Below are 25359 nucleotides of genomic sequence, written 5' to 3'. Positions count from 1 at the left end.
CCGTCGGTGTGTCCCCGACGGATCTCCTCCGGTCACACCGGGAGGCGGTAGCCGCGCTTGACGACCGTCTCGACGACGCCGCGGCCCAGCGCCGCCCGCAGCCGCGTCACGGCCATCTCGACGGCGTGCTCGTCGCCGCCGCCGGGCAGGCCCCCCACGAGCTCCGGGCGGGCGACCACGACGCCGGGACGGCGGGCCAGCGCGCGCAGCACCGCCATCGGCCCCGGCGCCAGCTCGACCAGCCGGCCGTCGACGACCGCGGCGCTGCCCCGCACCTGCAGGGTGATGTCGCCGAGGCACAGCACCGGGTCGCGCTCGGGCAGCCGGGCCACCACCTCGCGGGCCAGCGCACCGAGGCGGGCCCGCTCGGGCTGGCAGGTGGGGATCCCGGCGGCCTCCAGTGGGCCCGCCGTCACCGCGCCGACGGCGACCGCCATGACGCGGTCGCGCATCGCCGCGACGAGCGCGTCCGTCGAGCCGAGCTGCTCGGCGACCGCCAGCAGGCTCGCGGCGGCGGGGGCGCTGGTGAAGGTGACGGCGTCCACCTGACCGGCGATCACCGAGGCCACGAGCCGGCGCACGGGAGCGACGTCCTCGGGCAGCACCCACCGGTAGACCGGCACCGTGAGCACCTGGGCGCCGGTGTCGCGCAGGCCGGCGACGAGGTCGGGCAGCGGGTCGCCGTGCAGCTGGACGGCGATCCGCCGGCCCTCGAGCGACCCCTCGGCGCCGGACAGCAGGTGCTGGAGCACCTCGGCCGAGGACTCCGACTCCGGCGACCACGCGTCGACCAGCCCGGCGCCGCGGATGGCGCCCCGCGCCTTCGGCCCGCGGGCGAGCACCCGCGCGGTCCGCAGGTGCTCCACCAGCGGCAGGTCCCAGGCGTCGGCGGCCTCCAGCCAGCCGCGGAAGCCGACGCCGGTGGTGGCGATCACCAGGTCCACCGGGGCGGCCAGCACCTCGCGGGTGGCGGCCACGAGCTCGGTGTCGTCCGACAGCGGCACGATCCGGATCGCGGGGGCGTAGAGGACCCGGGCCCCGCGGCGGTCCAGCAGGGCGCCGAGTTCCTCCTTGCGGCGGGCCGCGGTGACCGCGACGGTGTACCCGGCCAGCGGCAGGACGACGTCGGCTCCCTGCTCGGTGTCGGTCAAGCCGCGTCCCCCTGGTTCGGTGCTGTAGCCGCTCCATCGTGGGGCACCCGCGTTGCGGGTATGTGTCCGGACGGCGACACGGGCAGTGGCACCGGTCACCTGCTGACGTCTCGCGGTCTCAGCGGACGGCGACGGTCCAGGTCGGCACCGGGCCGCCGCTGCCGACGACCAGACCGCGGCTGGCCAGCAGCCGCAGGTGCGCATCGGTCTCGGTGACGGCGAACATCCGCATCGCGTTGGCGTACTGCTCCCACGGGCGCGACCAGGTCAGGTACCCGGCGAGCTCCCACGGGGTGCTGCGCGGGTGCGCGCGGATCGCGTCCAGCAGCTCGGTGAGCCGGTGCTCGTGGTGGCCGGTGAGCTCCCGGGTGCGCAGGCCCAGCCCGCGGAAGCGCCACTCGTGGGCGGGCAGCACCTCGACCGGCTCGTCGCGGTCGCCGACGGAGGCCAGCGACGTGAGGTAGTCGCGCAGCGGGTCCTCCTCGAGCCGTTGACCGGCCGAGATGTTCGGGCTGATCCGGGGGAGCACGTGGTCACCGGAGAGGAACAGCCCGGTGCGCTCCTCGGCGAAGCAGAGGTGTCCCGGGGTGTGCCCGGGGGTGTGCAGCGCGCGCAGCGACCACCCGGGGAAGTCCGCCAGCTCGCCGTCCTCCAGGAGCCGGTCGGGGACCGCCTGCTTCCGCAGGCCGGCCAGCCGTTCGGGTGTGGGGGCGTCGGACGCCGCCGTCTCCTCGTCGGCGCCGAGGGAGACCATGAACGCCGTCTGGTCGCGGATGAACTGCTCGACGTCGGTCTCGCTCATGCCCCGCACGATCGCGGCGTCCGCCGGGTGCATCGCCACCCACGCGCCCGAGGCGTCCCGGACGCGGGCGGACAGCCCGTTGTGGTCCCCGTGCATGTGGGTGACGAGGACCCCGCGGACGTCGGCGACGTCCCCACCGATGGCGGCGAGGCCGGCCTGCAGCGACGTCCACGCGTCGTCGGAGTCCCAGCCCGTGTCCACCAGGCCGAGCCCGCCGCCGGCCAGCGCGAACACGTAGGAGGTCACGTAGCGGAGCGGGTTGTCCGGCATCGGGACCGGCACCGACCACAGGTCCTCGCGCACCTGCTCCACCGGCGGTGTGAGTCGCGCCAGCCACGCCTCGCGCTGGGTCGTCCCGGTGATCTCCACGTCGCTGTCCACGCCAGCACTGTGCCAGCGGACGCCCGCGCGGCTGGGATGATGGCGCCGTGCCCGCCACGGAAGCCCCCGCCCGCGTCTCCGCCGTCCCCCGCCGGCTGCGCCTGGTCTGCGCCGCGGCGGCGATCGCGGTGACCGCCGCGATGACCGTCGTCGGCCTGCTGCTGCCCAGCTCCTCGGTCGGCGTCGTCGAGTTCGGCTGGGTCGACCAGGTCGCCATCATCGGCGTCGGCGTGTGCCTCGGGGGCGGGATCCTGACGTTCGGGCGGTCCCGGGTGGACGCCGACGCCTCGGGGGTGGCGGTGCGCAACCTCTTCGTCCGCCACGTGCTGCCCTGGAGCGCGGTGCGGTCGGTCCGGTTCGACCGGCACTCCTCGTGGGCCAGCCTGCTGCTCACCAACGGCGACGAGGTGTCGGTGCTGGCGATCCAGGCCGCGGACACCGAGCGCGCCGTCCGCGCCGTCGAGGACCTGCGGGCGCTGCTGGCCGCGGCGCAGGCCGCCGAGCCGCCCCGGCCGCCGCTGCTGTACGAGGACTGACGGCCCCGTCCGGAGGCTCACCGCGAGCTCGCGAGGAATGCGGGGGACGGGGTCCTTCTTCTCGCCCCCCACGCCACGCTCCGCGCGGCGCGGGTCCCTGCGAGGGGGCCGCCGCCGGGCACGTCAGGGGGGAATGTGCAGCGCCGAACGGACGCTGTAGCATGGGCGTGCCTCCCCGCTACACGAGGCGCGTGAACCACCCAGCGGCCCCGCCCCGGGCCGCTGACCAAGAGGAGCCCGCTCCCACCTGGCGCCGATCCGGTGCCCAGGTCCCCGGTTCGCAGGCACCGATCTCGGTCGGTGCCCGCGACGCACATCCGCCCTCGGGTGGACGTGCCACCGGCCAGTGGGCCCCGACGAGCAGTCGCTCGCGGGGCCTCCTGTCTTCCGGCGTCCGGTGGTCGAGCGAGCCCTCCCCATGCTGAAGCAGAGGAGAGGCCATCACCGAGCCCCGCATCAACGACCGCATCCGCGTCCCCGAGGTCCGTCTGGTCGGTCCCGAGGGCGAGCAAGTCGGCATCGTGTCGATCGGCGAGGCGCTGCGCCTGGCCCAGGACTCCGAACTCGACCTCGTCGAGGTCGCGCCCATGGCCCGGCCGCCCGTCGCCAAGCTCATGGACTACGGGAAGTTCAAGTACGAGTCCGCCCAGAAGGCCCGCGAGGCCCGGCGGAACCAGGCGCTCACCGTCATCAAGGAGATGCGGCTGCGCCTCAAGATCGACCCGCACGACTACGAGACCAAGAAGGGCCACGTCGAGCGCTTCCTCAAGGGCGGCGACAAGGTCAAGATCACCGTGATGTTCCGTGGCCGCGAGCAGTCGCGCCCGGAGATGGGCTACCGCCTGCTGCAGCGGCTGGCCGCCGACGTCGCCGAACTGGGCGTCGTCGAGTCCAACCCCAAGCAGGACGGCCGCAACATGGTCATGGTGATCGCCCCGCACCGGAACGCGCAGGCCCTGCAGCAGGCAGCGCAGTCCGCCAAGGGCCGCGAGGCGAAGGCCGAGCAGGACCAGGAGCGGGCGCAGGAGCAGAGCCAGGAGCAGGGCCAGGAGCAGCCGGCGGAGCAGGCGCCCAGCGCCTGACCCCCTGCCCCTCGGCGCAGGACCGCACGACCGAGACCACCGGGTGCGTGCGGCAGCCACGTGCTGCCGCACGCACCCGCACGACCACGACCAGGACAGGCGAGGACATGCCGAAGCAGAAGACCCACAAGGGCACGGTCAAGCGGGTGCGCGTGACCGGCACCGGCAAGCTCATGCACGAGCAGGCCAACAACCAGCACAAGTTCGCCCACAAGTCGGGGCAGCGCAAGCGCCGCCTCGACACGGACCAGCTGGTCTCGCCGGCCGACGCCAAGAACATCAAGAAGCTCCTCGGCATCTGACCGCCGTCCCGTAACGAACAGACAGGAGCTCTCACGTGGCACGCGTGAAGCGGGCGGTCAACGCCCAGAAGAAGCGCCGTACGACCCTCGAGGCCGCCAGCGGCTACCGGGGTCAGCGGTCCCGGTTGTACCGCAAGGCCAAGGAGCAGATCCTCCACTCGGCCACCTACAACTACCGCGACCGCAAGGTGCGCAAGGGTGACTTCCGCAAGCTGTGGATCACCCGCATCAACGCCGCGGCCCGCCTGAACGACATGACCTACAACCGGTTCATGCAGGGCCTCAAGCTCGCCGGCATCGAGCTCGACCGGCGCGTGCTGGCCGAGCTGGCCGTCAACGAGCCGGCCGCGTTCGCCGCGCTGGTCGAGTCCGCCCGGGCCGCGCTCCTCGCGAACCCCGAGGCGACCGGCAACCAGGCAGCCTGAACAGGACCACCCCTCCGACGCCGTCGGTGACCGCCCTCCCGGGTGGGCACCGGCGGCGTCGGCGTCGGTCGGGAGGAGAGTCGTGACCGAGCTGCTCACCGAGCGGTCGGGGCGCGTCCTGGCCGCCCGCAAGCTCACCCGCCGGGCCGGGCGCGACGCCGCCGGGCTGTTCCTGGCCGAGGGGCGCCAGGCCGTGTCCGAGGCCCTCGCCACCGCGCCGGACGACGTCCGCGAGGTCTTCGCCACCGAGGCCGCCGCGGCCGCGTCCGGTGGTCTCGTCGCCGGCTCCGGCGTCCCCGTGCGGCTGATCACGGAGAAGGCGGCGGCCGGGCTGTCGGAGACGGTCACCCCGCAGGGGCTGGTGGCGGTGTGCGCGCTGCGCGACATTCCCGCCGACGCGTGGCTGGGGTCGCCCCCGCGGCTGTCGGTGGCGCTGGCCGGGCTCAACGACCCGGGCAACGCCGGCACCGTGCTGCGCACCGCCGACGCGTGCGGGGCCGGCGCGGTCGTCTTCGGCGCGGGGTCGGCCGACCCCTACGGCGGCAAGGCGGTGCGGTCCAGCGCCGGCAGCCTGTTCCACGTCGACGTCGTCCGTGGCGCGCCGCTGGCCGACCTGCTGCCCGCCGTCCGCGCGGCCGGGGTGACCGTGCTGGCCGCCGACGGCGGGGGGGAGGCGTCCCTCGACGCGCTGGAGGGCGCGCTCGCCGGGCCGGTGCTCTGGCTGTTCGGCAACGAGGCCCGGGGCGTGCCGGACGACCTCGCCGCGCTGGCCGACGCGCGGGTGCGGATCCCCATGCGCGGCCGGGCGGAGAGCCTCAACCTGGCCGCGGCCGCCGCGATCTGCCTCTACGCCACGCAACTGGCGCAGGGCTGAGGCCTTCGTGACCGGCGGTGGCCCCGTCCCGGGCCTGCATCAGGCCAGGCCGGCGCGCTTCCAGAGCAGCTCCGAGGAGCCGCCGATCAGGCCGACCTCGCGCAGGAAGGCGACCAGCCCCGACGACGCGTCGCGGAGCTTCGCCCGGTAGGCCTCGTTCGCGCGGGCGGCGGCCTTGGCCTGCTGCGGGTCAAGTCCTACGGAGGCGTAGACCTGCGGCTGGACGAGGTTGTCGGCGACGATCGCGGCCACCGCGGCGACCTCCGTGCGGTGCCGGCGCAGCGCCCAGCGACCCAGCCGCGGGGTGCGGCGGGCGACTTCGTCGCGCGCGAAGCGCATGTGCCGGGCCTCCTCGACGACGTGGATCCGGCTGGTCGCGCGGGTCAGCGGCTGCACGCGCTCGTCGCGCATCAGGTCGCGCTGGAAGATGTCCAGGATCTCCTCGGCGACCAGGATCGCGGCGTACGCCGCCGGGCCGGAGCCGCGCGCGGCGAAGGCCTTGCCGAGCTTCAGGATCGACGGCGGCGGCTGGTAGGACGGCGCCCCGAATGTCTGCGCGGTCCGCGCGAACATGACCGAGTGCCGGCACTCGTCGGCGATCTCGGTCAGCGCCCACTGCACGTGCGGCTGGGCCGGGTCGTCGCCGTAGACGTCCTTGAGCACCAGTTGCATGAGCAGGCACTCGAACCAGATGCCGACGCCGGAGATCGAGCAGTACTCGTGGATGGTCAGCGTGACCCGCTGCCGCTCGCTGAGCCCGTCCCACAGCGGGGTGCCGTACAGCGAGGACCACTCGGGGGACAGGCCGTACAGGTCCTCGGGGATCGGCGCGGACCAGTCGATGTCGACCGCGGGGTCGAACGACGTCCGCGCCGCGGACCCCAGCAAGCGGGTCGAGAGCTCCTGGCGGTCGGCCGAGCGGGTCGGCGTCCGGGCGGCGGGCAGGGTGGCGGTCATCGGCGTGCCTCCGAGGATGGTCGGGCGATCCTGTGCCCGAAGGTAGCTGTTACCCATGGACACAGGCAACTGGTACGAGAGGATGTCGGCGTGTCGAAGACGGACGGCCGCAGCGCCCGCTGGACCGAGCACCGCCGCAGCCGCCGCGAGGTGCTGGTCGGCGCGGCGCTGACCGCGCTCCGGACGGCGGGCCCGGACTTCGCCGTGGACGACGTCGCCCGGGCGGCCGGGGTCTCGAAGACCGTCCTCTACCGGTACTTCACCGACAAGGACGAGCTCGTCGACGCCGTCCTCGAGCGCATCTCCTCCGAGGTGCTGCTGCCGCGGCTGCTGGGCGAGCTGGCCCTGGAGCGGGCCGACGACCGCGCCCGCCTGCACGCCGTCATCGCCGCGTTCGTGCAGCTCATCGAGGAGGAGCCGGCGCTGTACCGGTTCGCCTACGCCCAGGCCGGCCGGTCCGGCCGGGCCGACCTGGTCGCGGCCACCGAGGGGCAGGTCGCCGAGGCGCTGGGGATGCTCATGACCGAGCGCCTCGCCGCGGCCGGGCGGCCCACCGACGCGGCGATGACCTGGGCCTACGGCGTCGTCGGGATGGTGCAGCTGACGGCGCACTGGTGGTCGGGTACCCGGGCCGTGCCCGCCGCCGACCTCGTCGAGCAGCTGGCCGACCTCGCCTCCGGCGGCCTGACCGCGCTGCTGCCGCCGCTGCCCGACCGCTGACCCCTCCCGTGCAGTTCCGCGGTATCAGGGGACGCGCGCGGCCTTCGCCTCGTACATCCGCAGGTCGGCGACGTGCAGCAGCGTCGCGACGTCGTCGCCGTCCTCCGGCGCCACCGCGATCCCCACGCTCGCCCCGACCGTCACCGTGGTGCCCTGCACCGCGAACGGACGGCGGACCGCGGCGAGCAGGTCCTCGGCCACCCGCCCCGCCTCGGCGGCGGCGCTGCCGGACCCGGCGTCGTTCGACAGGTCGGGCAGCGCCACGAGGAACTCGTCGCCCCCCAGCCGGGCCACCAGGTCGCGCCGCCGCAGCCGCTGCCGCAGCCGGGCGGCGACCTCCTTCAGCAGCTCGTCGCCGGCGGCGTGCCCCAGCCGGTCGTTGACGGCCTTGAAGCCGTCGAGGTCGAGGAAGAGCAGGGCCAGGGCGTCGCCGGAGGCCCGGGCGTTCCACAGCGCGGTCTCCGCCTGCTCCTGCAGCCGGCGGCGGTTGGCCAGGCCGGTGAGCGGGTCGGTGGCGGCGAGCTCCTCGATCCGCGCGAGCGCGACCCGGGTGCGGTCGCGCTCCTGCAGCAGCGCCCGCTCGGCCTCGACCCGCGCGGTCACGTCGACCTGGACGCCGATGTACTGCACCACCGTCCCGTCGGCATCGCGGACCGGGGCCAGGTGCAGCTCGTTCCACCACGGCGTCCGGTCGGGCCCGCGGACGTTGAGCAGGGTCTCCCGGCACTCCTCCCCGGCGGCGACGGCGGCCCGGATGCGCGCGACGGCGGCCGGGTCGGTGTCGGGGTCCTGCAGGAAGCGGCAGTTGCGGCCCAGCAGCTCCTCGCGCGGCAGGCCGGTGAGCCGCTCGAACGCGGGGTTGACGTAGACCAGCGGCTGGTCGGGCAGCCGCAGATCGGCGACGGCGACCCCGCTCGGGGTGGCGGCCAGCGCGCTCAGCAGCAGGGCGTCCCCGCCGGGTCCGACGGGCGCGACGGGCGGGGCGGCGACGGGGCGGGGGGCGCCGGCGGCCGGGGCCGGGGCGTCCGCGGGCACCGCGTGCTCCACGTGCGGGGCGACCCGGGCCAGCAGCGACGCCGTCGCCCGCACGACCGTCTCCCGGTCGTAGGTGAGCGCGTACTCGAACCGGCGCTGCGCGTCCGGGCCGGAGTCGCCCAGGTCACGGGCCAGGAGCGCGGCGGCGAAGTGCGGGCTGAGGACGGTGACGTCCCACTCGCCGCGCACCGGGTCGCCGGCGGCCAGGGTGGCGCCGCGCAGGCCGGGCAGCGGCTCCTCGGGCAGGCCCTCGCCGAGGGCGCAGACGAACGCGGTCCGCTCGACCAGGTCGCGGTAGCGCTGCGTGGTCGACGGCGTGAAGTGGCGGGCCTCCTGGAAGGCCGCGGTGACCACGCAGGTCTGCCCCATCCGCAGGGCCTCGCGCTCCAGCTGCTTGGACAGCTCGATGAGCAGCGCCTTGGGGGCCGAGCGCAGCGCGACGCCGTCGGGCAGGCAGGCGAACGGCGAGGCCGGCTCCGCAACGGCGTCGCCGCCCCGCGTGGGCAGGACGAGCTCGGCGGTCTCGCGGTCGAGGGCCGGGCCGTCGGCGGGGCGGCCGAAGTACCAGCCCTGCCCGAGGGTGGCCCCCAGCCCGCGCGCCATGTCCAGGTGTTCCTCGTGCTCGATGCCCTCGGCGAGCACGACCGCTCCGGTGCGCTCGGCGTAGGCGTTGACCGCGTTCATGATCTCGGCGACGTCCGGTCCGGGGCGCTCCTGGACCAGGCGCAGGTCGAGCTTGACGACGTCGGGATGCAGCAGCGGCATGAAGGCCAGCGACATCGGCTCGGCGCCGACGTCGTCCACCGCCACGCCCCAGCCGACCGACCGGACCCGCTCCACGGTGCGCAGCAGCTCCGCCGGCCGCGTGGCGAGGGCGCGCTCGGTGATCTCCAGGACGACGCGCAACCGGTCCGGCGCGGCCTCGGCCAGCCCGAGCAGCGTCTCCATCGGCGCGCGGTCGAGCACCTCGGGCTCCACGTTGACGAACAGGGTCAGCGGCGCGACCAGGCCGTGCTCGAGGGCGCCGCTCAGGGCGGCGGTCCGGCAGAGCTGGTCCAGCTCCGCCAGCCGGCCGGCCACGCGGGCGGCGGCGAACAGCTCGTCGGGGCGCTCCAGCGGCCCGAGCGGTCCGCGGGCGAGGGCCTCGTAGGCGACGACGCGGCCGGTGTCGAGCTCGACGATCGGCTGGAAGACGCTGCGCACCCCGCCGGGGGCGAGGGCGGCGTCGAGGGCGGCGTCGGCGGCCGGGGGGGCGGCCTGGGCGGTTCGGTGCACGAGAGGGCCATCGGCAGGGCCGGGCCGCGGCTCCACCCGGCCGCGGGCGATCCCACCCGGCCGGGTCAGGTCAGGACGTGATGAGCACGATCGCGACCACGGCGACGGCCAGCCCGGCCACCTGGGTGCCGGCGAGACGCTCGCGCAGCACGACCTGGGCCAGCACGACGGTGCTCACCGGGTAGAGCGAGGCGAGGACGCCGGTGACGGCGAGCGGCCCGGGTGCCTGGGTGGCGAGCAGGAAGAGGGAGTTCGCGGCCATGTCCCCGACGCCGGAGACGGCGATCAGCGGCAGCGCCGACCGGGGCGGCCGCAGCGAGCGCCGCGCCGTCGCCGCCAGGACCAGCACGAGCGCGACGGACGACAGCCGCGCCGCGACGAGCGGCGTCAGCCGCGACTCCTCGGCCGGCTGGTCCAGCAGCACGAAGAACAGGCCGAACGCCGAGCCCGCCAGCAGCGCCGGCAGCAGGGCCGCCGGGCGGGCCGACCGCAGGGCACCCAGCCCCTGCTCGGCGGAGACGAGGGCCACGGCCCCGAGCGCGAGCACGATGCCGACCGTGGCCGGGACGCCGACCCGGTCCCCGGAGGCGACGCCGACCAGGACGGGGACGGCGGCGGCGGTGACCGCGGTGGTGGGGGCGACGACGCTCATCACCCCGGTCGCCAGGGTGCGGAAGAAGATCATCAGCCCCGTCGACCCGGCCAGGCCCGCCGCCGCACCCCAGGCCAGGTCGGTGCCGGTCGCCGGGCCGCCGAGCCAGGGCAGGACGAGCAGCAGCGCGACCAGGCCCGCCGCCTGGGACAGCGCCACGACGGCGAACACCGACGCGCGCCGGCTGGCGAGCCCGCCGAGGAAGTCCGCCGCCCCGTAGACGACGGCGGACGCCAACGCCAGGACGACCGCCACGCTGCCCCTTCCGCCGTCGTGCTCCGCGCGCTGCCGACCGCGATCCGTCCCTCGGCAGCGGCCTCCGCGGGGCCGCGGCGTGCCGGGCGGGCACGAGTGTGCAGATCGCGGGGACGACGACGGCGGGCGGGTCCGGTAACCCACGCGCGTCGGTCCGGCCCGGGCGGGCAGAATGGCCTCCCGTGTCTGGCGCCAACGACCCCTACGACCCCAAGCAGGTCGCCGCGCTGTCGGCCGAGGCGCTCGACGCCGCGGTCTCCGCCGCGGTCGAGGCCTTCGGCGCCGCGGCCGACCTCGCGGCCCTGGCGGCGGTGCGGCCGGCCCACCTGGGCGACCGCGCGCCGGTGCTGTTGGCCCGCCGCGAGCTCGGTGCCCTGCCCCCGGCCGCCCGCTCCGACGCGGGCAAGCGGGTCAACGCCGCCCGGGTCGCCGTCACCGAGGCCTACGAGGGGCGGCTGGCCGAGCTCGAGGCCGAGCGCGACGCCCGGGCGCTGGCCGAGGAGCGGGTCGACGTCACGCTGCCCTGGGACCGTGCGCCCCGTGGCGCCCGGCACCCGCTGACGACGCTGATGGACCGGATCGCCGACGTCTTCGTCGGCATGGGCTACGAGGTCGCCGAGGGGCCCGAGCTCGAGGCGGAGTGGCTGAACTTCGACGCCCTCAACATCGGCCGGGACCACCCGGCGCGCTCGATGATGGACACGTTCTTCGTCGCGCCGGAGGACTCCGGGCTCGTCCTGCGCACCCACACCAGCCCGGTGCAGGCGCGGACCATGCTGTCCCGGACGCCGCCGATCTACGTCGTCGCGCCCGGCCGGGTCTACCGCACCGACGAGCTCGACGCGACGCACACCCCGGTCTTCCACCAGGTCGAGGGCCTGGCCATCGACCGCGGCCTGACCATGGCGCACCTCAAGGGCACGCTGGACCACCTGGCCCGGCAGATGTTCGGACCCGACGCGGTCACCCGCTGGCGCCCGTCCTACTTCCCGTTCACCGAGCCGTCGGCGGAGTTCGACGTCTGGTTCCCCGAGCACCGCGACGGGCCGCGCTGGGTGGAATGGGGCGGTTGCGGCATGGTCAACCCGCGCGTGCTGGTCGCCTGCGGGATCGATCCGGAGGAGTTCAGCGGCTTCGCCTTCGGCATGGGCATCGAGCGGGGGCTGATGTTCCGCTCGGGCATCAGCGACATGCGCGACATCGTCGAGGGCGACGTCCGGTTCACCCGGGCGTTCGGAGTGGAGCTGTAGATGCGGGTCCCCATCGGCTGGCTGGCCGAGTACGTCGACGTCCCCGCCGGGACGAGCGTCGAGGACCTCGACTCCGCCTTCGTCCGGCTCGGCCTCGAGGTGGAGGAGATCCACCGCCCCGAGCCGGTCACCGGCCCGCTCGTGGTCGGCCGGGTGCTGGAGATCGAGGAGCTGACCGACTTCAAGAAGCCGATCCGGTTCTGCCGGGTCGACGTCGGGGAGGCCGTTGCCGGGGACGGTGGGCGGGGCGGAGTCGTCGGCATCGTCTGCGGCGCCCGGAACTTCGCCGCCGGCGACGCCGTCGTCGTCGCGCTGCCCGGGGCCGTGCTGCCCGGCGGCTTCGAGATCGCCTCGCGGAAGACCTACGACCGGATCTCCGACGGGATGATCTGCTCGGTCCGCGAGCTGGGCGTCGGTGACGACCACGCCGGGATCCTCGTGCTGGGGGACGACGCTCCGGCGCCGGGCACCCCCGCCGGGCCGCTCGTCGGCCTGGACGACGTCGTCATCGAGCTCGCGGTCACGCCCGACCGCGGCTACTGCCTGTCGATGCGCGGCATCGCCCGCGAGATGGGCACCGGCCTGGGCGTGGACCGGCGCGACCCGGGCGCGGTCGGGCTCCCCGCCTGGTCCGGCGAGCCGGCCTGGCAGGTGCGGGTCGAGGACGCCGACCGCTGCGACCGCTTCTCGATGATCGCGCTGGAGGGCCTGGACCCGTCCGCGCCCAGCCCCTGGTGGATGCGCCGCCGGCTGGCCCAGTCCGGCGTGCGCAGCATCTCGCTGGCCGTCGACGTCACCAACTACGTGATGCTCGAGCTCGGGCAGCCGATGCACGCGTTCGACCGCGACGCGGTGACCGGCCCCATCGTCGTCCGCCGGGCGCGGGCGGGGGAGCGGCTGACCACCCTCGACGGCGCCGACCGCGCACTGGACGCCGACGACCTGCTCGTCACCGACGACACCGGCCCGATCGGCCTGGCGGCGGTCATGGGCGGCGCCACGACCGAGATCGGCGACGGGACGACATCCGTCCTGCTGGAGGCGGCGCACTGGGAGCCCACCGGGGTGGCCCGCACCGCCCGCCGGCACCGGCTGCCCAGCGAGGCGGCCAAGCGGTTCGAGCGCGGGGTCGACCCGGAGATGACGACGGCCGCGCTGGTCCGCGCCGCGGAGCTGCTGGCGCGGTACGGCGGCGCCCGGGTGGTCGGCTCGGCGGTCGACGTGGACACCCGCCGCCCGCGCGTGCCCATCCCGCTCGAGGCGTCGAAGCCCTCCCGTGTCGCCGGGGTGGCCTACCCGCCGGCGCGGGTGGTCGAGCTGCTCACCGCCGTCGGCTGCGCGGTCGAGGGCGCCGAGGGCCCCCTCTCGGTCACCCCGCCGTCCTGGCGCCCGGACCTCACCGACCCCGCCGACCTGGTCGAGGAGGTGCTGCGGCTGGCCGGCTACGACGACATCCCGTCGGTGCTGCCCACCGCGCCGCCGGGCCGGGGGCTCACCGACGGTCAGCGCCGCCGCCGCAGCATCGGGCGGACGCTCGCCGAGGCCGGCTACGTCGAGGCGCCCGCCTACCCGTTCGTCGGCGAGGCGGCGCTGGACGCGCTCGGCCTGCCCGCCGACGACGAGCGCCGGCAGGTCGTCGTCGTCCGCAACCCGCTGTCGGAGGAGGAGCCGGCGCTGCGCACCACGCTGCTGCCCGGCCTGCTCGCCACGCTGGCGCGCAACCTGGCCCGCGGCCAGCGCGACGTGGCGCTGTTCGAGCACGGCGCGGTGTTCCCCGGAGCGCGGCGCGCCCCGGCGCCGCTGCCGGGGGTGGACCGGCGGCCCGACGACGCGACGCTCGCCGCGGTGCTCGGTGCGGTGCCGGCGCAGCCGTGGCACGTCGCCGTGGCGCTCACCGGTTCCCGCGAGGCCCGCGGGTGGTGGGGCGCGGGCCGGCCCGCCGAGTGGGCCGACGCCGTCCAGGCCGCCCGGCTGGTCGCGCAGACCGCCGGGGTCGAGCTGACCGTCCGGGCGGGGGACCGGGCGCCCTGGCATCCGGGCCGCTGCGCCGAGCTCCTCGTCGGTGACGCGGTGGTCGGGTACGCGGGCGAGCTGCACCCCCGGGTGTGCGCGGCGCTGGAGCTGCCGCCACGGACGTCGGTGATGGAGCTCGACGTCGACGCGCTGCCCGCCGCGCCCGTGCCGGTCGGCCCGCCGATCTCCGCGTTCCCGCCGGTGCTCACCGACCTGGCGCTCGTGGTGGCGGCGGAGGTGGCGTCCGCGGACGTCGAGGCCGCGCTGCGCGACGGTGCCGGCGCGCTGCTGGAGTCGATCCGCCTCTTCGACGTCTACACGGGGGCGCCGGTGCCCGAGGGCCAGAAGTCCCTCGCGTACGCGCTCACGCTGCGCGCGCCCGACCGCACCCTGACCGGCGAGGAAGCGGGGGAGGTGCGGCAGCGGGCCGTCGCGCTGGCCGGCGAGCGGACGGGTGCGGTCCTCCGTGGCTGACGACGGCCTGACCGGGGTCGCCCTGGTCACCGGCGCGAGCTCCGGCATCGGCCGGGCGCTCGCCGAGGGCCTGGCCGCCCGCGGGATGGCCGTCGCCGGGCTCGCGCGCACCGGCGACCGGCTGGCGACGGCGATGGACGAGGTCGCCGCCGCCACCGGTGCGCGCACCCTGGCCGTGACCGCCGACGTCACCGACCGCGCCGCCGTCGAGGCCGCGGTCGCCGAGGTGACCGAGCACCTGGGGCGCGTGGACCTGCTGGTCAACAACGCCGGCGGCGTCGACGCGGCCGAGGAGCCGCTGTGGGAGGCCGATCCCGACCAGTGGTGGGACGTCGTCTCCGGCCACGTGCTCGGCGGCTTCCTGCTGTGCCGCGCGGTCGTGCCGTGGATGGTCCTGCGCAACCGCGGCCGGATCGTGAACCTCGCCAGCGGGATGAGCCTGCGGGCCCGGCCGGAGTACTCCGCGTACTCGGTGGCCAAGACCGGGCTCATGCGGCTGACCGAGGCGCTGCAGGGCGCGCTGGAGGGGTCGGACGTGCACGCCTTCGACGTCGCCCCGGGGCTGGTGGACACCCCGATGACCCGGGGGATGCCCATGTGGCAGGGGCAGACCGACTGGACGCCGCCGGACCGGGTGGTGCGGATGGTCGCGGCGATCGCGGCCGGGGAGCTCGACGCCTGGTCGGGGCGGTTCCTGCACGTGAACAACGACGCGCCGGAGGACCTCGCCCGCCGCGGCCCGGAGGGCGACGCGCGACGGTTGCGGCTGCGCCCCTGGGGCGACGGCGATCCGCTCGGCTGACGGGCTGCGGGAGCGCCCCGCGCTGCCTAGGGTCGGGGCCATGCTGCAACCACCGGCCATGGCGGAGATCTCCGACGAGGACCTGAACCGCGAGCTCAACCACCTCTACGAGAAGCGGCACGACATCCTGCGGACCGGCTCCGCCGACGCCTGGGCCAACCACCGCGAGCGCACCGACCAGCTCGAGGCCGAGTACCTGCGCCGGTTCTCCCGCGGCGTCACCGACGCCGCGGCCAAGCTCGCCGGCTACGGGGTGTCGACCGCCTCCTGAGGCCCGGGAAGCCTGTCGTGCGCGGAACGCTCGCCCGGGCGAGCCCCTCGCGCGCGACATGCTCCGCGCCCGGAAACCGGTATGAGGAGTCATGCATGACCGTGTATGGTCATGCATCGTGAGTACACCGCAGACGTGGACGGTCGGGGTCACCGGCGCCACCGGGTATGCCGGGGGTGAGGTGTGCCGGCTGCTGGCCGGGCACCCGCAGCTCCGGCTGGCCGGGGTGCACGCGGCATCGAGCGCCGGCCGACGCCTGGGTGAGCTGCAGCCGCACCTGTGGCCCTACGCCGACCTCGAGGTCCGGCCCAGCGGCGTCGAGGACCTCGCCGGCTACGACGTCGTCGTCCTGGCGCTGCCGCACGGGGAGTCCGCCGCGATCGCCGCGCAACTGCCCGCCGACACGCTGGTGATCGACTGCGGCGCCGACCACCGGCTGGACGACCCCGCCGCCTGGGCCCGGTGGTACGGCTCCGAGCACGCCGGCAGCTGGCCCTACGGCCTGCCGGAGCTGCCGGGCCAGCGGGAGCAGCTGACCGGCGCGCGGCGGATCGCCGTCCCCGGGTGCTACCCGACCTCGGTCACCCTGGCGATGGCCCCGGCCCTGGCCGCCGGGCTGGTCGAGAACGACGTGGTCGTCGTCGCGGCCTCCGGCACGTCCGGCGCCGGCAAGTCGGCGAAGACCCACCTGCTCGGCAGCGAGGTCATGGGCTCGGTGAGCGCCTACGGCGTCGGCGGGGTGCACCGGCACACGCCGGAGATGGTGCAGACCCTGTCCCGGGCCGCGGGCGCGCCGGTGTCGGTCAGCTTCACCCCGACCCTGGTGCCGATGAGCCGGGGCATCCTCGCCACCTGCTCGGCGAGGCTCGCGCCCGGCACGGACGCCGCGGCGGCGCGGGCCGCCTACGCGAGCGCCTACGCCGACGAGCCCTTCGTCCACCTGCTGCCCGAGGGCCAGTGGCCGACGACGGCCCAGGTGCTCGGCGCCAACACCGTGGCGATCCAGGTCGCCGTCGACCCCGACGTCGGCCGGCTCGTGGTCGTCGCCGCGGTCGACAACCTGACCAAGGGCACGGGGGGCGCGGCGATCCAGTGCGCCAACCTGGCCCTCGGCCTTCCCGAGACCACCGGCCTGCCCCTCGTGGGGGTCGCGCCGTGACCGGCTACGCAACCGAGGACGCCCAGTGAGCACCACCACCCCCCAGGGCTTCCGGGCCGCCGGCGTCGCCGCCGGGCTCAAGTCCAGCGGCGCCGCCGACGTCGCCCTGGTCGTGAACGACGGACCGGACGACGCCGCGGCCGCCGTCTTCACGACCAACCGCTTCCCCGCCGCCCCCGTCACCTGGAGCCGGCAGGTCCTGTCCACCGGCCGGCTGCGGGCCGTCGTCCTCAACTCCGGCGGCGCCAACGCCTGCACCGGTGCCGACGGCTTCGCCGACACCCACGCCACCGCCGAGCACGCCGCCGCGCAGCTCGGCCTGGGCGCGATCGACGTCGCCGTGGCCAGCACCGGCCTGATCGGCGTCCGGCTGCCCATGGACCGGCTCCTGCCGGGCGTGACCGGGGCGGCGCAGGCGCTGTCGGCCGACGGCGGGCCCGCCGCGGCCCGCGCGATCATGACCACCGACTCGGTGCCCAAGACCACGGCGGTCGAGGGGGCGGGCTGGACCGTCGGCGGCATGGCCAAGGGCGCGGGCATGCTCGCCCCCAGCCTGGCCACGATGCTCGTCGTCCTCACCACCGACGCCGTCGTGCCGGCCGAGCTGCTGCAGCCGGCCCTGGCGCGGGCGACGGCGGTCAGCTTCGAGCGGGTCGACTCCGACGGCTGCCTGTCGACCAACGACACCGTGATCGTCATGGCCAACGGCGCGAGCGGGGTGACCCCGACCGCCGAGGAGTTCACCGCGGCGCTGACGGCCGCCTGCACCGACCTCGCGATGCAGCTGCTCGCCGACGCCGAGGGCTCCACCAAGGACATCGCGATCACGGTGCGCAACGCCGCGACCGTGCAGGACGCGCTCACCGCCGGCCGCGCCTGCGCGCGCAACAACCTGCTGAAGACGGCGCTGTTCGGCAACGACCCCAACTGGGGCCGGGTGCTGGCCGCGATCGGCACCACCGATGCCGCGTTCGAGCCCGACCGGGTCGACGTGATCATCAACGGCGTTCCCGTCTGCCGCGGCGGGGCGATCGGCGACCCGCGGGAGGGCGTCGACCTCACCGGCCGGACCATCACCATCGACGTCGACCTCCGGGCCGGCGCCGAGCAGGCGACGATCTGGACCAACGACCTGTCCATCGCCTACGTGCACGAGAACTCGGCGTACTCCACATGAGCGGCACCAGCGAGCCCGAACCCCACGTCACGACCGTGCACGACCCGAACGCGCAGGACCCGACCCCGCCCGACGTGCGCTTCGACGAGCACGCGCCCGAGGTGCCGGCGGTGCGCCGCCGGATCGGCACCACCCGCAAGATGCGGACCTACGACCCCGACGGCGACGCCCGCAAGGTCGCCGTCCTCACCGGGGCGCTGCCGTGGCTCAAGGAGTTCCACGGCAACGTCGTGGTCATCAAGTACGGCGGCCACGCGATGGTCGACGAGGAGTGCCGCCGCGCGTTCGCCGAGGACATGGCGTTCCTGCGGACCTGCGGCATCCTGCCCGTGGTGGTGCACGGCGGCGGCCCGCAGATCACCGAGATGCTCGGCCGGCTCGGCGTCGCCAGCGAGTTCCGCGGCGGCCTGCGGGTGACCACCGAGGAGACCATCGACGTCGTCCGCATGGTGCTCACCGGCCAGGTCACGCCCGAGGTGGTCGGGCTGATCAACCAGCACGGCCCCCTCGCCGTGGGCCTGTCCGGTGAGGACGGCGGCCTGTTGCGCGCCGAGCGGACGACGGCGACGGTCGACGGCGAGCCGGTGGACGTCGGACTGGTCGGCGACGTCGTCGAGGTCGATCCCGGCCCGGTGCGGGCGCTGCTGGAGTCCGGGCACATCCCGGTCATCGCCACCGTGGCCCCCGACGCCGACGGCGTGGTGCACAACGTCAACGCCGACACCGCCGCGGCCGCCGTCGCGGTGGCGCTGGATGCGGTGAAGCTCGTCGTCCTCACCGACGTCGAGGGGCTCTACGCCGACTGGCCCGACCGGGGCTCGCTGGTCCAGCAGATCGACGCCGCCGAGCTCGCCGAGATCCTGCCGGACCTGGACTCCGGGATGGTCCCGAAGATGGCCGCCTGCCTGCGGGCGGTCAACGGCGGGGTGAAGCGGGCGACCGTCGTCGACGGCCGCACGCCGCACGCCCTGCTGCTGGAGATGTTCACGACAGAGGGAACCGGGACGATGGTCGTCCCGGCCGACACCGGGAAGGAGTCAGCACCGTGACCGGCGCCGGCAGCAAGAAGACCAACGAGCTGGCCACCCGCTGGTCGGCCGTGATGATGGGCAACTACCGGACGCCGCCGATCGCCCTGGCCCGCGGCGCGGGGGCGACCGTCTGGGACGTCGACGGCCGCGAGTACACCGACCTGCTCGGCGGCATCGCGACGACGATCCTCGGCCACGCGCACCCGAAGGTCGTCGAGGCGATCACGCGGCAGGCGCAGACCCTGGGCCACGTCTCCAACCTGGCCATGCACGAGCCCGGTGTGCTCCTCGCCGAGCGGCTGATCGAGCTCGCCGGCCGGCCCGGGCGGGTCTTCTTCTGCAACTCCGGCGCCGAGGCCAACGAGGCCGCGTTCAAGCTCAGCCGGCTCACCGGCCGCACCGAGGTGATCACCGCCGAGGGCGCCTTCCACGGGCGGACGATGGGCGCGCTCGCGCTCACCGGTCAGCCGAGCAAGGCCGCCGCGTTCGCGCCCCTGCCCGGCGGCGTCCGGTACGTGCCCTACGGGGACGCGGCCGCCCTCGCCGGCACCGTCTCCACCGCCACCGCGATGGTGCTGCTGGAGCCGATCCAGGGCGAGGGCGGCGTGCAGCCCCCGCCGCCCGGCTACCTCGCCGCGGCCGCCTCGGCCGCGGCCGGCGCCGGCGCGCTGTTCGCCCTCGACGAGGTGCAGACCGGCATCGGCCGCACCGGCCACTGGTTCGCCCACGCGGCCGACGGCCTGCAGCCCGACGTCGTCACCCTGGCCAAGGCGCTGGGTGGCGGCCTGCCGCTGGGCGCGACCCTCGCCTTCGGCGACGCCGCCGAGCTGATGACCGCCGGCTCGCACGGCTCGACGTTCGGGGGCAACCCCATCGCCGCGGCCGCCGCCCTCGCGGTGCTCGACACGATCCGCGACGAGGGGCTGCTGGAGCGGGCCAAGGAGCTCGAGCACCGGTTCACCGCCGGCATCGAGGGCCTCGGGCACCCGCTGGTCTCCGGCGTGCGGGGGAGGGGTGCGCTGCTCGGCGTGGTCCTGGCCGCGCCCGTGGCCGCCGAGGTGGAGGCCGCGCTGCGCGACGCCGGCTACCTCGTGAACGCCGTCGCGCCGGGCGTCGTCCGGCTGGCGCCGTCCCTGGTGCTCTCCGACGTGCAGGTGGACGCCTTCGTGGCGGCGCTCCCCGCGGCGCTGGGCACCGCGACGGTGACGGCCGAGCGAGCATCGCAGGGAGCGCCGGCGACCGAGGAGCGGAACGAGGCCGGAGCCGAGCCGAGCAACCCCGCGGCGGGACAGCAGTGACGCGGCACTTCCTGCGGGACGACGACCTGTCGCCCGCCGAGCAGGCCGAGGTCCTGGCGCTGGCCGCCGAGCTCAAGCGGACCCGGCACTCCGACGCGGCACCGACCCCGCTGCGCGCGCCCAACGGCGTGCCGCGGGCCGTGGCGGTGCTGTTCGACAAGCCCTCCACCCGCACCCGCGTCTCGTTCTCCGTCGGCGTGGCCGAGCTCGGCGGCTACCCGCTCGTCATCGACGCCGCGAGCAGCCAGCTGGGCCGCGGCGAGCCGGTCGCCGACACCGCCCGCGTGCTCGACCGGCAGGTGGCCGCGATCGTCTGGCGGACCTTCGGGCAGGACCGCCTCGAGGAGATGGCCGCGGCCAGCAGCGTTCCCGTCGTCAACGCGCTCACCGACGGGTTCCACCCCTGCCAGATCCTCGCCGACCTGCAGACCGTCGCCGAGCACAAGGGCGAGCTGGGCGGGCTCACGATGAGCTACCTGGGCGACGGCGCCAACAACATGGCGCACTCCTACCTGCTGGGCGGGGCGACCGCCGGCATGCACGTGCGCATCGGCTCGCCCGAGGCGTTCCGGCCCGACCCGGAGGTGCTCGCGCGGGCGGGGGAGATCGCGGCGCGGACCGGCGGTTCGGTGCGCTGGACCGCCGATCCGGCGGACGCGGCGGACGGCGCCGACGTGCTGGTCACCGACACGTGGGTGTCGATGGGCCAGGAGTCGGAGTACGAGGAGCGGATCGCGCCGTTCCTGCCCTACGCCGTCGACGAGGCGGCGCTGGCGCGGGCGGCCACGCACGCCGTCGTGCTGCACTGCCTGCCCGCCTACCGGGGCAAGGAGATCAGCGCGGGCGTCCTGGACGGCGCGCAGAGCGTCGTCTGGGACGAGGCGGAGAACCGGCTGCACGCCCAGAAGGCGGTGCTCATCTGGCTGCTGGAGCACTCCCGATGAGGCCGGTCCGACGATGACGGGCGCGCTGTCGCGCAGCGCCCGGCAGGCGCGCATCCGCGAGCTGATCGACGCCCGGCCCGTGACCTCGCAGACGCAGCTGGCCGCGCTGCTCGCGGAGTCGGGCATCGAGGTCACCCAGGCCACGTTGTCGCGGGACCTCGAGGACCTGGGCGCGGTCAAGATGCGCGGTGCCGACGGCGCGCCCGCCAGCTACGTCCTGCCGCCGGAGAACGCCCCGCTGCGCCCGGCCCAGAGCGCGCCCGCCCGGCTCACCCGGTTGCTGGCCGACCTGCTGACCAGCGCCGAGGGCAGTGCCAACCTCGCCGTCCTGCGCACGCCCCCGGGCGCCGCCCAGTTCCTGGCCTCGGCGCTGGACAAGGTCGGCCTCCCCGACGTCCTGGGCACCATCGCCGGGGACGACACTCTGCTGGTGGTGTCCCGCGACCCCGACGGCGGCCCGGCCCTGGCCGAGCGGCTGCGGGCACTCGCCCGGCGGACCCCGCCCGTCTATCCCGAACTGGACGCCGACCTCGGCGCCGACACCCCGGAGGAACTCGCACCGTGAGCGTCGAACCGCAGCCTGCACACACCCGGCTGTGGGGCGGCCGCTTCGGCGGCGGTCCCTCGCCGGCGATGGCCGCGCTGAGCAAGTCCACCGACGTCGACTGGCGGCTGGCCCCCTATGACCTGGCCGGCTCGCGCGCCCACGCCCGGGTGCTGAACCGCGCCGGCCTGCTCAGCGACGACGAGCTGGCGCGGATGATCGGGGCGCTCACCGAGCTCTCGGCCGAGGTCGCCGCGGGCACCTTCGCGCCGATCGAGGCCGACGAGGACGTGCACGAGGCGCTCGAGCGCGGCCTGCTGGAGAAGCTCGGCACGCTCGGCGGCAAGCTCCGGGCCGGGCGCAGCCGCAACGACCAGGTCGCCACCGACCTGCGCCTGTACCTGCGGCACAACGTCCGCGCGCTGGCCCGCGAGCTCTCCTCGCTGGAGTACGCGCTGGTCGGGCTCGCCGAGCGCTACGCCGACGTCCCCGCACCGGGCATGACGCACCTGCAGCACGCGCAGCCGGTGCTCATCGCCCACCAGCTGCTCGCCCACGCGCACGCGATCGCCCGCGACGTCGACCGGCTCGTCGACTGGGACCGGCGGGCGGCGGTCAGCCCGCTGGGCTCGGGGGCGCTGGCCGGCTCCTCGCTGCCGCTGGACCCCGACGCCGTCGCCGCCGAGCTGGGGTTCGACCGCGCCGCGGACAACTCCATCGACGCGGTCAGCGACCGCGACTTCGCCGCGGAGTTCTGCTTCGTCGCGGCCCTCCTGGGCGTGCACCTGTCCCGGCTGGGGGAGGAGGTCGTGCTCTGGACGTCGACCGAGTTCGGCTGGGCACGCCTCGACGACGCCTGGGCCACGGGGTCGTCGATCATGCCGCAGAAGAAGAACCCCGACATCGCCGAGCTGGCCCGCGGGAAGTCCGGCCGGTTCGTCGGCAACCTCACCGGGCTGCTCACCATGCTGAAGGGCCTGCCGCTGGCCTACGACCGGGACCTGCAGGAGGACAAGGAGCCGGTCTTCGACTCCCTCGAGCAGCTGCTGCTCCTGCTGCCCGCGGTCACCGGGATGATCGCGACCCTCACCCTGCGGCCCGAGGTGCTCGAGGCGGCCGCGCCGCAGGGCTTCGCGCTCGCCACCGACGTCGCCGAGTGGCTCGTCTCCTCCGGCGTGCCCTTCCGGTCGGCGCACGAGATCTCCGGCGAGATGGTCGCCTTCTGCGAGTCCGCCGGGCTGGAGCTCGACGAGCTCGACGACGAGCAGCTGGCCGGCATCGACGAGCGGCTCACCCCCGAGGTCCGCTCGGTGCTCTCGGTGCGCGGCGCCCTGGCCGCCCGGAAGGCCCGCGGGGGCACGGCGCCGGAGCGGGTGGCCGACCAGCTGGTGCAGCTCGCGGACCTGGCCCGGCAGCACGCCGAGTGGGCGTCGTCCTCGCCCGTGGCACCCGCGCTCTGACCCGGTGACGCCGGGACGACTGCTCACCGCCGACGAGCTGCTCGGGCCGGTCGACGTCGTCGCCCCGGCTCTGCTGGGCTGCTGGGTGGTCACCGACCGGCCGGAGGGGCGGGTCGGGCTGCGGCTGACCGAGGTCGAGGCGTACTCGGGGGCCGGGGAGGACCCGGCGTCGCACGCCCACCGCGGCCCGACCCCGCGCGCGGCGATCATGTTCGGCCCGCCCGGGCGGCTGTACGTGTACTTCAGCTACGGCGTGCACTGGTGCGCCAACGTCGTCGTCGGTCCCGAGGGTCGCGGGGCGGCGGTGCTCCTGCGGGCCGGCGAGGTCGTCGCGGGGGAGGGGGTGGCGCGCGCCCGCCGTCCGGCCGCCCGGGTGGCCCGCGACCTGGCGCGCGGCCCGGCCCGGCTCACGCAGGCGCTGGCGATCGGTCCGGGCGACCGCGGCGCGGACCTGCTCGACCCCGACTCCCCGGTGCGGCTGCACGCGGGCACGCCGCCGCCGGCGGTCACCGCCGGGCCGCGGGTCGGGATCAGCACGGCGACGGACCTGCCGTGGCGGTTCTGGGACGCGGACTCGGACACGGTGAGCCCCTTCCGCGCGGGTGGCCGGAGGGCCCGGCGCGGCACGGGGCAGGATCAGCACCCGTGAGCCATGTGATCGACGAGCTGCACCGGCGCGGGCTGATCGCCCAGACCACCGACGAGGAGGCGCTGCGCGCGCACCTGGACGCCGGCCCGGTCACCTACTACTGCGGCTTCGACCCCACGGCGCCCAGCCTGCACGTGGGCAGCCTGCTGCAGTTCATGGTCCTGCGGGCCCTGCAGCGGGCCGGGCACCAGCCGATCGTGCTGGTCGGGGGCGCGACCGGTCTGATCGGCGATCCGCGGCCGACCGCCGAGCGCCAGCTGACCGAGCGCTCCACGGTCGCCGAGTGGGTGGCGAGCATCCGCCGCCAGGTCGCGCCCTTCCTCGACGCCCCCGCGGAGCGCGACGGCCTGCGACCACCGATCTACGTCGACAACCTGGACTGGACGGCGCCGCTGTCGGCGATCGACCTGCTCCGGGACCTGGGCAAGCACTTCCGGGTGGGCCGGATGCTGGCGAAGGAGGCGGTGTCGGCCCGCCTCAACTCCGAGGCCGGCATCAGCTACACGGAGTTCAGCTACCAGATCCTGCAGGCCAACGACTTCCGCGAGCTGCACCGGCGCCACGGGTGCACGCTGCAGAGCGGCGGCTCCGACCAGTGGGGAAACCTGACCGCCGGCATCGACCTGGTGCGCCGGACCGAGGGCGCGGGCGTGCACGCCCTCTCCACGCCGCTGGTGACCAAGGCCGACGGGCAGAAGTTCGGCAAGAGCGAGAGCGGCACCGTCTGGCTCGACCCGGCGCTGACGTCGCCGTACGCGTTCTTCCAGTTCTGGCTCAACGCCGACGACGCCGACGCGCGGACGTGGCTGCCGCTGTTCTCCGAGCGGCCGGCGGAGGAGGTCGCGGCCCTGGTGGCCGAGAGCGAGGAACGGCCGGCGTCCCGCGCGGCCCAGCGGGCCCTGGCCGAGGAGCTCACGCTCCTGGTGCACGGCGCCGAGGAGCTCCGCCAGGCCGAGGCCGCGGGCCGGGCCCTGTTCGGCCGTGACGAGCTGTCCGCCCTGGGGCCGGAGACGCTCGGCGCCGCCCTCCAGGAGGCGGGCAGCGTGACCGTCGACGGCGAGGTCCCGACCATCGCGCAGCTGTTCCAGCAGACCGGCCTGGCGGCCAGCCTCTCCGAGGCACGCCGGACCGTGAAGGAGGGCGGCGCCTACCTGAACAACGAGCGCGTGACCGACGCCGACGCCGTCCCGCAGGAGGACGCGTGGCTCCCCGGGGGATGGCTCGTGCTGCGCCGCGGCAAGCGGGCCGTGGCCGGCGTGCAGCGACGCCCGGCAGCGCCCTGAGGAGCCTCCGGGCGTGTGAACGCGAGGTGACGCGCCGGTTCCGGCCGGGTGTCGACCGTCACCCCCGGACCGGTTTGACACGGGCTCCGGCGGGCGCGTAACTTTCTCTCTGCGCCGCGCGGGACCCCGGGAGGGGCCGCGAGGGGGAGGGCCCGCGAGGGTCGCCCCGGATGCGGCGCAGAGCAGGACAAGCCGCCGTTGACGACGACTTCCACTGGGAGTCCGGTTCTTCGCGCGTCCGTTCCTTGAGAACTCAACAGCGTGCCGAAAGTCAGTGCCAAGTTTTACCCCGTGCACTGCGCAGCTTTGGTTGTGTGGTGTTTGGGATTCCTTTGGTTGATTGATATCGCGAGTGTCAGCTCGCGGTTCTCAGCTGTGATCAAATCATCTACGGAGAGTTTGATCCTGGCTCAGGACGAACGCTGGCGGCGTGCTTAACACATGCAAGTCGAACGGTGAACTCCGCTTGCGGGGGGATCAGTGGCGAACGGGTGAGTAACACGTGGGCAACCTGCCCTCAGCTCTGGGATAACTCCAAGAAATTGGGGCTAATACCG

At 75.3% G+C, this 25359-nt stretch carries 24 protein-coding genes and 1 rRNA gene; 20 read left to right on the top strand and 5 right to left on the bottom strand.

From position 1 onward, the window contains the following. Positions 1–32 precede the first annotated feature (32 nt). Positions 33–1151, bottom strand: a complete 1119-nt coding sequence (locus tag BMY88_RS12120; RefSeq protein WP_091943493.1) for a uroporphyrinogen-III synthase — start codon at positions 1149–1151, stop codon at positions 33–35. Between the two features lie 118 nt (positions 1152–1269). Further along, positions 1270–2334 carry an MBL fold metallo-hydrolase gene (locus BMY88_RS12115; protein WP_211435620.1) on the bottom strand — a complete coding sequence of 355 codons (1065 nt, stop codon included), beginning with the start codon at positions 2332–2334 and terminating at the stop codon, positions 1270–1272. A 47-nt stretch (positions 2335–2381) separates the two neighbouring features. Here BMY88_RS12115 and BMY88_RS12110 point away from each other — a divergent pair, with 47 nt between their 5' ends. The 5 genes from BMY88_RS12110 (at position 2382) to BMY88_RS12090 (ending at position 5553) form a co-directional block, all read left to right on the top strand. Then, positions 2382–2870, top strand: a complete 489-nt coding sequence (locus BMY88_RS12110) for a PH domain-containing protein (protein ID WP_244524630.1) — start codon at positions 2382–2384, stop codon at positions 2868–2870. A gap of 440 nt (positions 2871–3310) precedes the next feature. Next, the gene (gene infC, locus BMY88_RS12105) at positions 3311–3952 is read left to right on the top strand and encodes a translation initiation factor IF-3 (protein ID WP_091943491.1); all 642 of its coding nucleotides are present in this window, start codon (positions 3311–3313) and stop codon (positions 3950–3952) included. Positions 3953–4059: 107 nt separating this feature from the next. Further along, positions 4060–4254 carry a 50S ribosomal protein L35 gene (rpmI, locus tag BMY88_RS12100; protein ID WP_091943489.1) on the top strand — a complete coding sequence of 65 codons (195 nt, stop codon included), beginning with the start codon at positions 4060–4062 and terminating at the stop codon, positions 4252–4254. 35 nt (positions 4255–4289) lie between these two features. Further along, positions 4290–4679 carry a 50S ribosomal protein L20 gene (rplT, locus tag BMY88_RS12095; RefSeq protein ID WP_091943487.1) on the top strand — a complete coding sequence of 130 codons (390 nt, stop codon included), beginning with the start codon at positions 4290–4292 and terminating at the stop codon, positions 4677–4679. A gap of 82 nt (positions 4680–4761) precedes the next feature. Continuing rightward, entirely contained in the window at positions 4762–5553 is a 792-nt protein-coding gene (locus tag BMY88_RS12090) for a TrmH family RNA methyltransferase (RefSeq protein ID WP_091943485.1), read from the top strand. Between the two features lie 39 nt (positions 5554–5592). Here BMY88_RS12090 and BMY88_RS12085 read toward each other — a convergent pair whose 3' ends face one another. Next, positions 5593–6510, bottom strand: a complete 918-nt coding sequence (locus tag BMY88_RS12085; RefSeq protein ID WP_091943483.1) for an AurF N-oxygenase family protein — start codon at positions 6508–6510, stop codon at positions 5593–5595. A 90-nt stretch (positions 6511–6600) separates the two neighbouring features. Between BMY88_RS12085 and BMY88_RS12080 the strand changes: the two genes are divergently transcribed. Then, the gene (locus BMY88_RS12080) at positions 6601–7230 is read left to right on the top strand and encodes a TetR/AcrR family transcriptional regulator (RefSeq protein ID WP_170861084.1); all 630 of its coding nucleotides are present in this window, start codon (positions 6601–6603) and stop codon (positions 7228–7230) included. A 24-nt stretch (positions 7231–7254) separates the two neighbouring features. Here BMY88_RS12080 and BMY88_RS12075 read toward each other — a convergent pair whose 3' ends face one another. Then, positions 7255–9540, bottom strand: coding sequence for a diguanylate cyclase domain-containing protein (locus tag BMY88_RS12075; RefSeq protein ID WP_091943481.1), 2286 nt, complete (start codon positions 9538–9540; stop codon positions 7255–7257). 70 nt (positions 9541–9610) lie between these two features. Then, positions 9611–10447: an EamA family transporter gene (locus tag BMY88_RS12070; RefSeq protein ID WP_091943479.1), complete on the bottom strand. Its 837-nt coding sequence runs from the start codon at positions 10445–10447 to the stop codon at positions 9611–9613. 182 nt (positions 10448–10629) lie between these two features. Between BMY88_RS12070 and pheS the strand changes: the two genes are divergently transcribed. The 14 genes from pheS to BMY88_RS12000 all read left to right on the top strand — a co-directional run. Further along, positions 10630–11697, top strand: a complete 1068-nt coding sequence (gene pheS / locus BMY88_RS12065; protein ID WP_091943477.1) for a phenylalanine--tRNA ligase subunit alpha — start codon at positions 10630–10632, stop codon at positions 11695–11697. Next, positions 11698–14184, top strand: coding sequence for a phenylalanine--tRNA ligase subunit beta (gene pheT / locus BMY88_RS12060; RefSeq protein ID WP_091943475.1), 2487 nt, complete (start codon positions 11698–11700; stop codon positions 14182–14184). Then, positions 14177–14986 carry an SDR family NAD(P)-dependent oxidoreductase gene (locus BMY88_RS12055; protein WP_091943907.1) on the top strand — a complete coding sequence of 270 codons (810 nt, stop codon included), beginning with the start codon at positions 14177–14179 and terminating at the stop codon, positions 14984–14986. The genes pheT and BMY88_RS12055 overlap by 8 nt, the downstream gene beginning before the upstream one ends. Positions 14987–15026: 40 nt before the next feature. Further along, on the top strand, positions 15027–15257 hold the full coding sequence (locus tag BMY88_RS12050) for a DUF6158 family protein (protein ID WP_091943474.1): 231 nt from the start codon (positions 15027–15029) through the stop codon (positions 15255–15257). Between the two features lie 118 nt (positions 15258–15375). Continuing rightward, positions 15376–16416: an N-acetyl-gamma-glutamyl-phosphate reductase gene (gene argC, locus BMY88_RS12045; RefSeq protein WP_091943472.1), complete on the top strand. Its 1041-nt coding sequence runs from the start codon at positions 15376–15378 to the stop codon at positions 16414–16416. 25 nt (positions 16417–16441) lie between these two features. Next, entirely contained in the window at positions 16442–17593 is a 1152-nt protein-coding gene (gene argJ / locus BMY88_RS12040; protein WP_091943470.1) for a bifunctional glutamate N-acetyltransferase/amino-acid acetyltransferase ArgJ, read from the top strand. Then, positions 17590–18642: an acetylglutamate kinase gene (gene argB / locus BMY88_RS12035; RefSeq protein ID WP_211435619.1), complete on the top strand. Its 1053-nt coding sequence runs from the start codon at positions 17590–17592 to the stop codon at positions 18640–18642. Before argJ ends, argB begins: the two co-directional genes overlap by 4 nt. Continuing rightward, positions 18639–19922 carry an acetylornithine transaminase gene (locus BMY88_RS12030; RefSeq protein WP_244524629.1) on the top strand — a complete coding sequence of 428 codons (1284 nt, stop codon included), beginning with the start codon at positions 18639–18641 and terminating at the stop codon, positions 19920–19922. The genes argB and BMY88_RS12030 overlap by 4 nt, the downstream gene beginning before the upstream one ends. Further along, a complete protein-coding gene (gene argF / locus BMY88_RS12025; protein ID WP_091943468.1) occupies positions 19919–20866 on the top strand; it encodes an ornithine carbamoyltransferase in 948 nt (315 codons plus the stop codon). Before BMY88_RS12030 ends, argF begins: the two co-directional genes overlap by 4 nt. A gap of 13 nt (positions 20867–20879) precedes the next feature. Continuing rightward, complete coding sequence (locus BMY88_RS12020) at positions 20880–21431, top strand: arginine repressor (RefSeq protein ID WP_091943466.1); 552 nt, start codon at positions 20880–20882, stop codon at positions 21429–21431. Beyond that, on the top strand, positions 21428–22870 hold the full coding sequence (argH, locus tag BMY88_RS12015) for an argininosuccinate lyase (RefSeq protein WP_091943464.1): 1443 nt from the start codon (positions 21428–21430) through the stop codon (positions 22868–22870). Before BMY88_RS12020 ends, argH begins: the two co-directional genes overlap by 4 nt. A 4-nt stretch (positions 22871–22874) precedes the next feature. Further along, positions 22875–23519, top strand: a complete 645-nt coding sequence (locus BMY88_RS12010; protein WP_091943462.1) for a DNA-3-methyladenine glycosylase — start codon at positions 22875–22877, stop codon at positions 23517–23519. After that, positions 23516–24802 (top strand): tyrosine--tRNA ligase, encoded by a 1287-nt coding sequence (gene tyrS, locus BMY88_RS12005; RefSeq protein WP_091943460.1) that lies wholly within the window; start codon positions 23516–23518, stop codon positions 24800–24802. Before BMY88_RS12010 ends, tyrS begins: the two co-directional genes overlap by 4 nt. 387 nt (positions 24803–25189) lie before the next feature. Continuing rightward, positions 25190–25359 (top strand): 16S ribosomal RNA (locus BMY88_RS12000); the annotation flags it as partial.

Origin of the sequence: Trujillonella endophytica (assembly GCF_900110555.1) — a bacterium.
Lineage (GTDB): Bacteria > Actinomycetota > Actinomycetes > Mycobacteriales > Geodermatophilaceae > Trujillonella > Trujillonella endophytica.
This window is presented reverse-complemented; position numbering and strand designations above follow the sequence as displayed.

Bases quoted from the DNA above. Each gene is read 5' to 3' on its own strand.
- rpmI (WP_091943489.1), top strand. From the start codon at position 4,060: ATGCCGAAGCAGAAGACCCACAAGGGCACGGTCAAGCGGGTGCGCGTG.
- BMY88_RS12085 (WP_091943483.1), bottom strand. From the start codon at position 6,510: ATGACCGCCACCCTGCCCGCCGCCCGGACGCCGACCCGCTCGGCCGAC.
- pheT (WP_091943475.1), top strand. From the start codon at position 11,698: ATGCGGGTCCCCATCGGCTGGCTGGCCGAGTACGTCGACGTCCCCGCC.
- BMY88_RS12050 (WP_091943474.1), top strand. From the start codon at position 15,027: ATGCTGCAACCACCGGCCATGGCGGAGATCTCCGACGAGGACCTGAAC.
- argB (WP_211435619.1), top strand. From the start codon at position 17,590: ATGAGCGGCACCAGCGAGCCCGAACCCCACGTCACGACCGTGCACGAC.
- BMY88_RS12020 (WP_091943466.1), top strand. From the start codon at position 20,880: ATGACGGGCGCGCTGTCGCGCAGCGCCCGGCAGGCGCGCATCCGCGAG.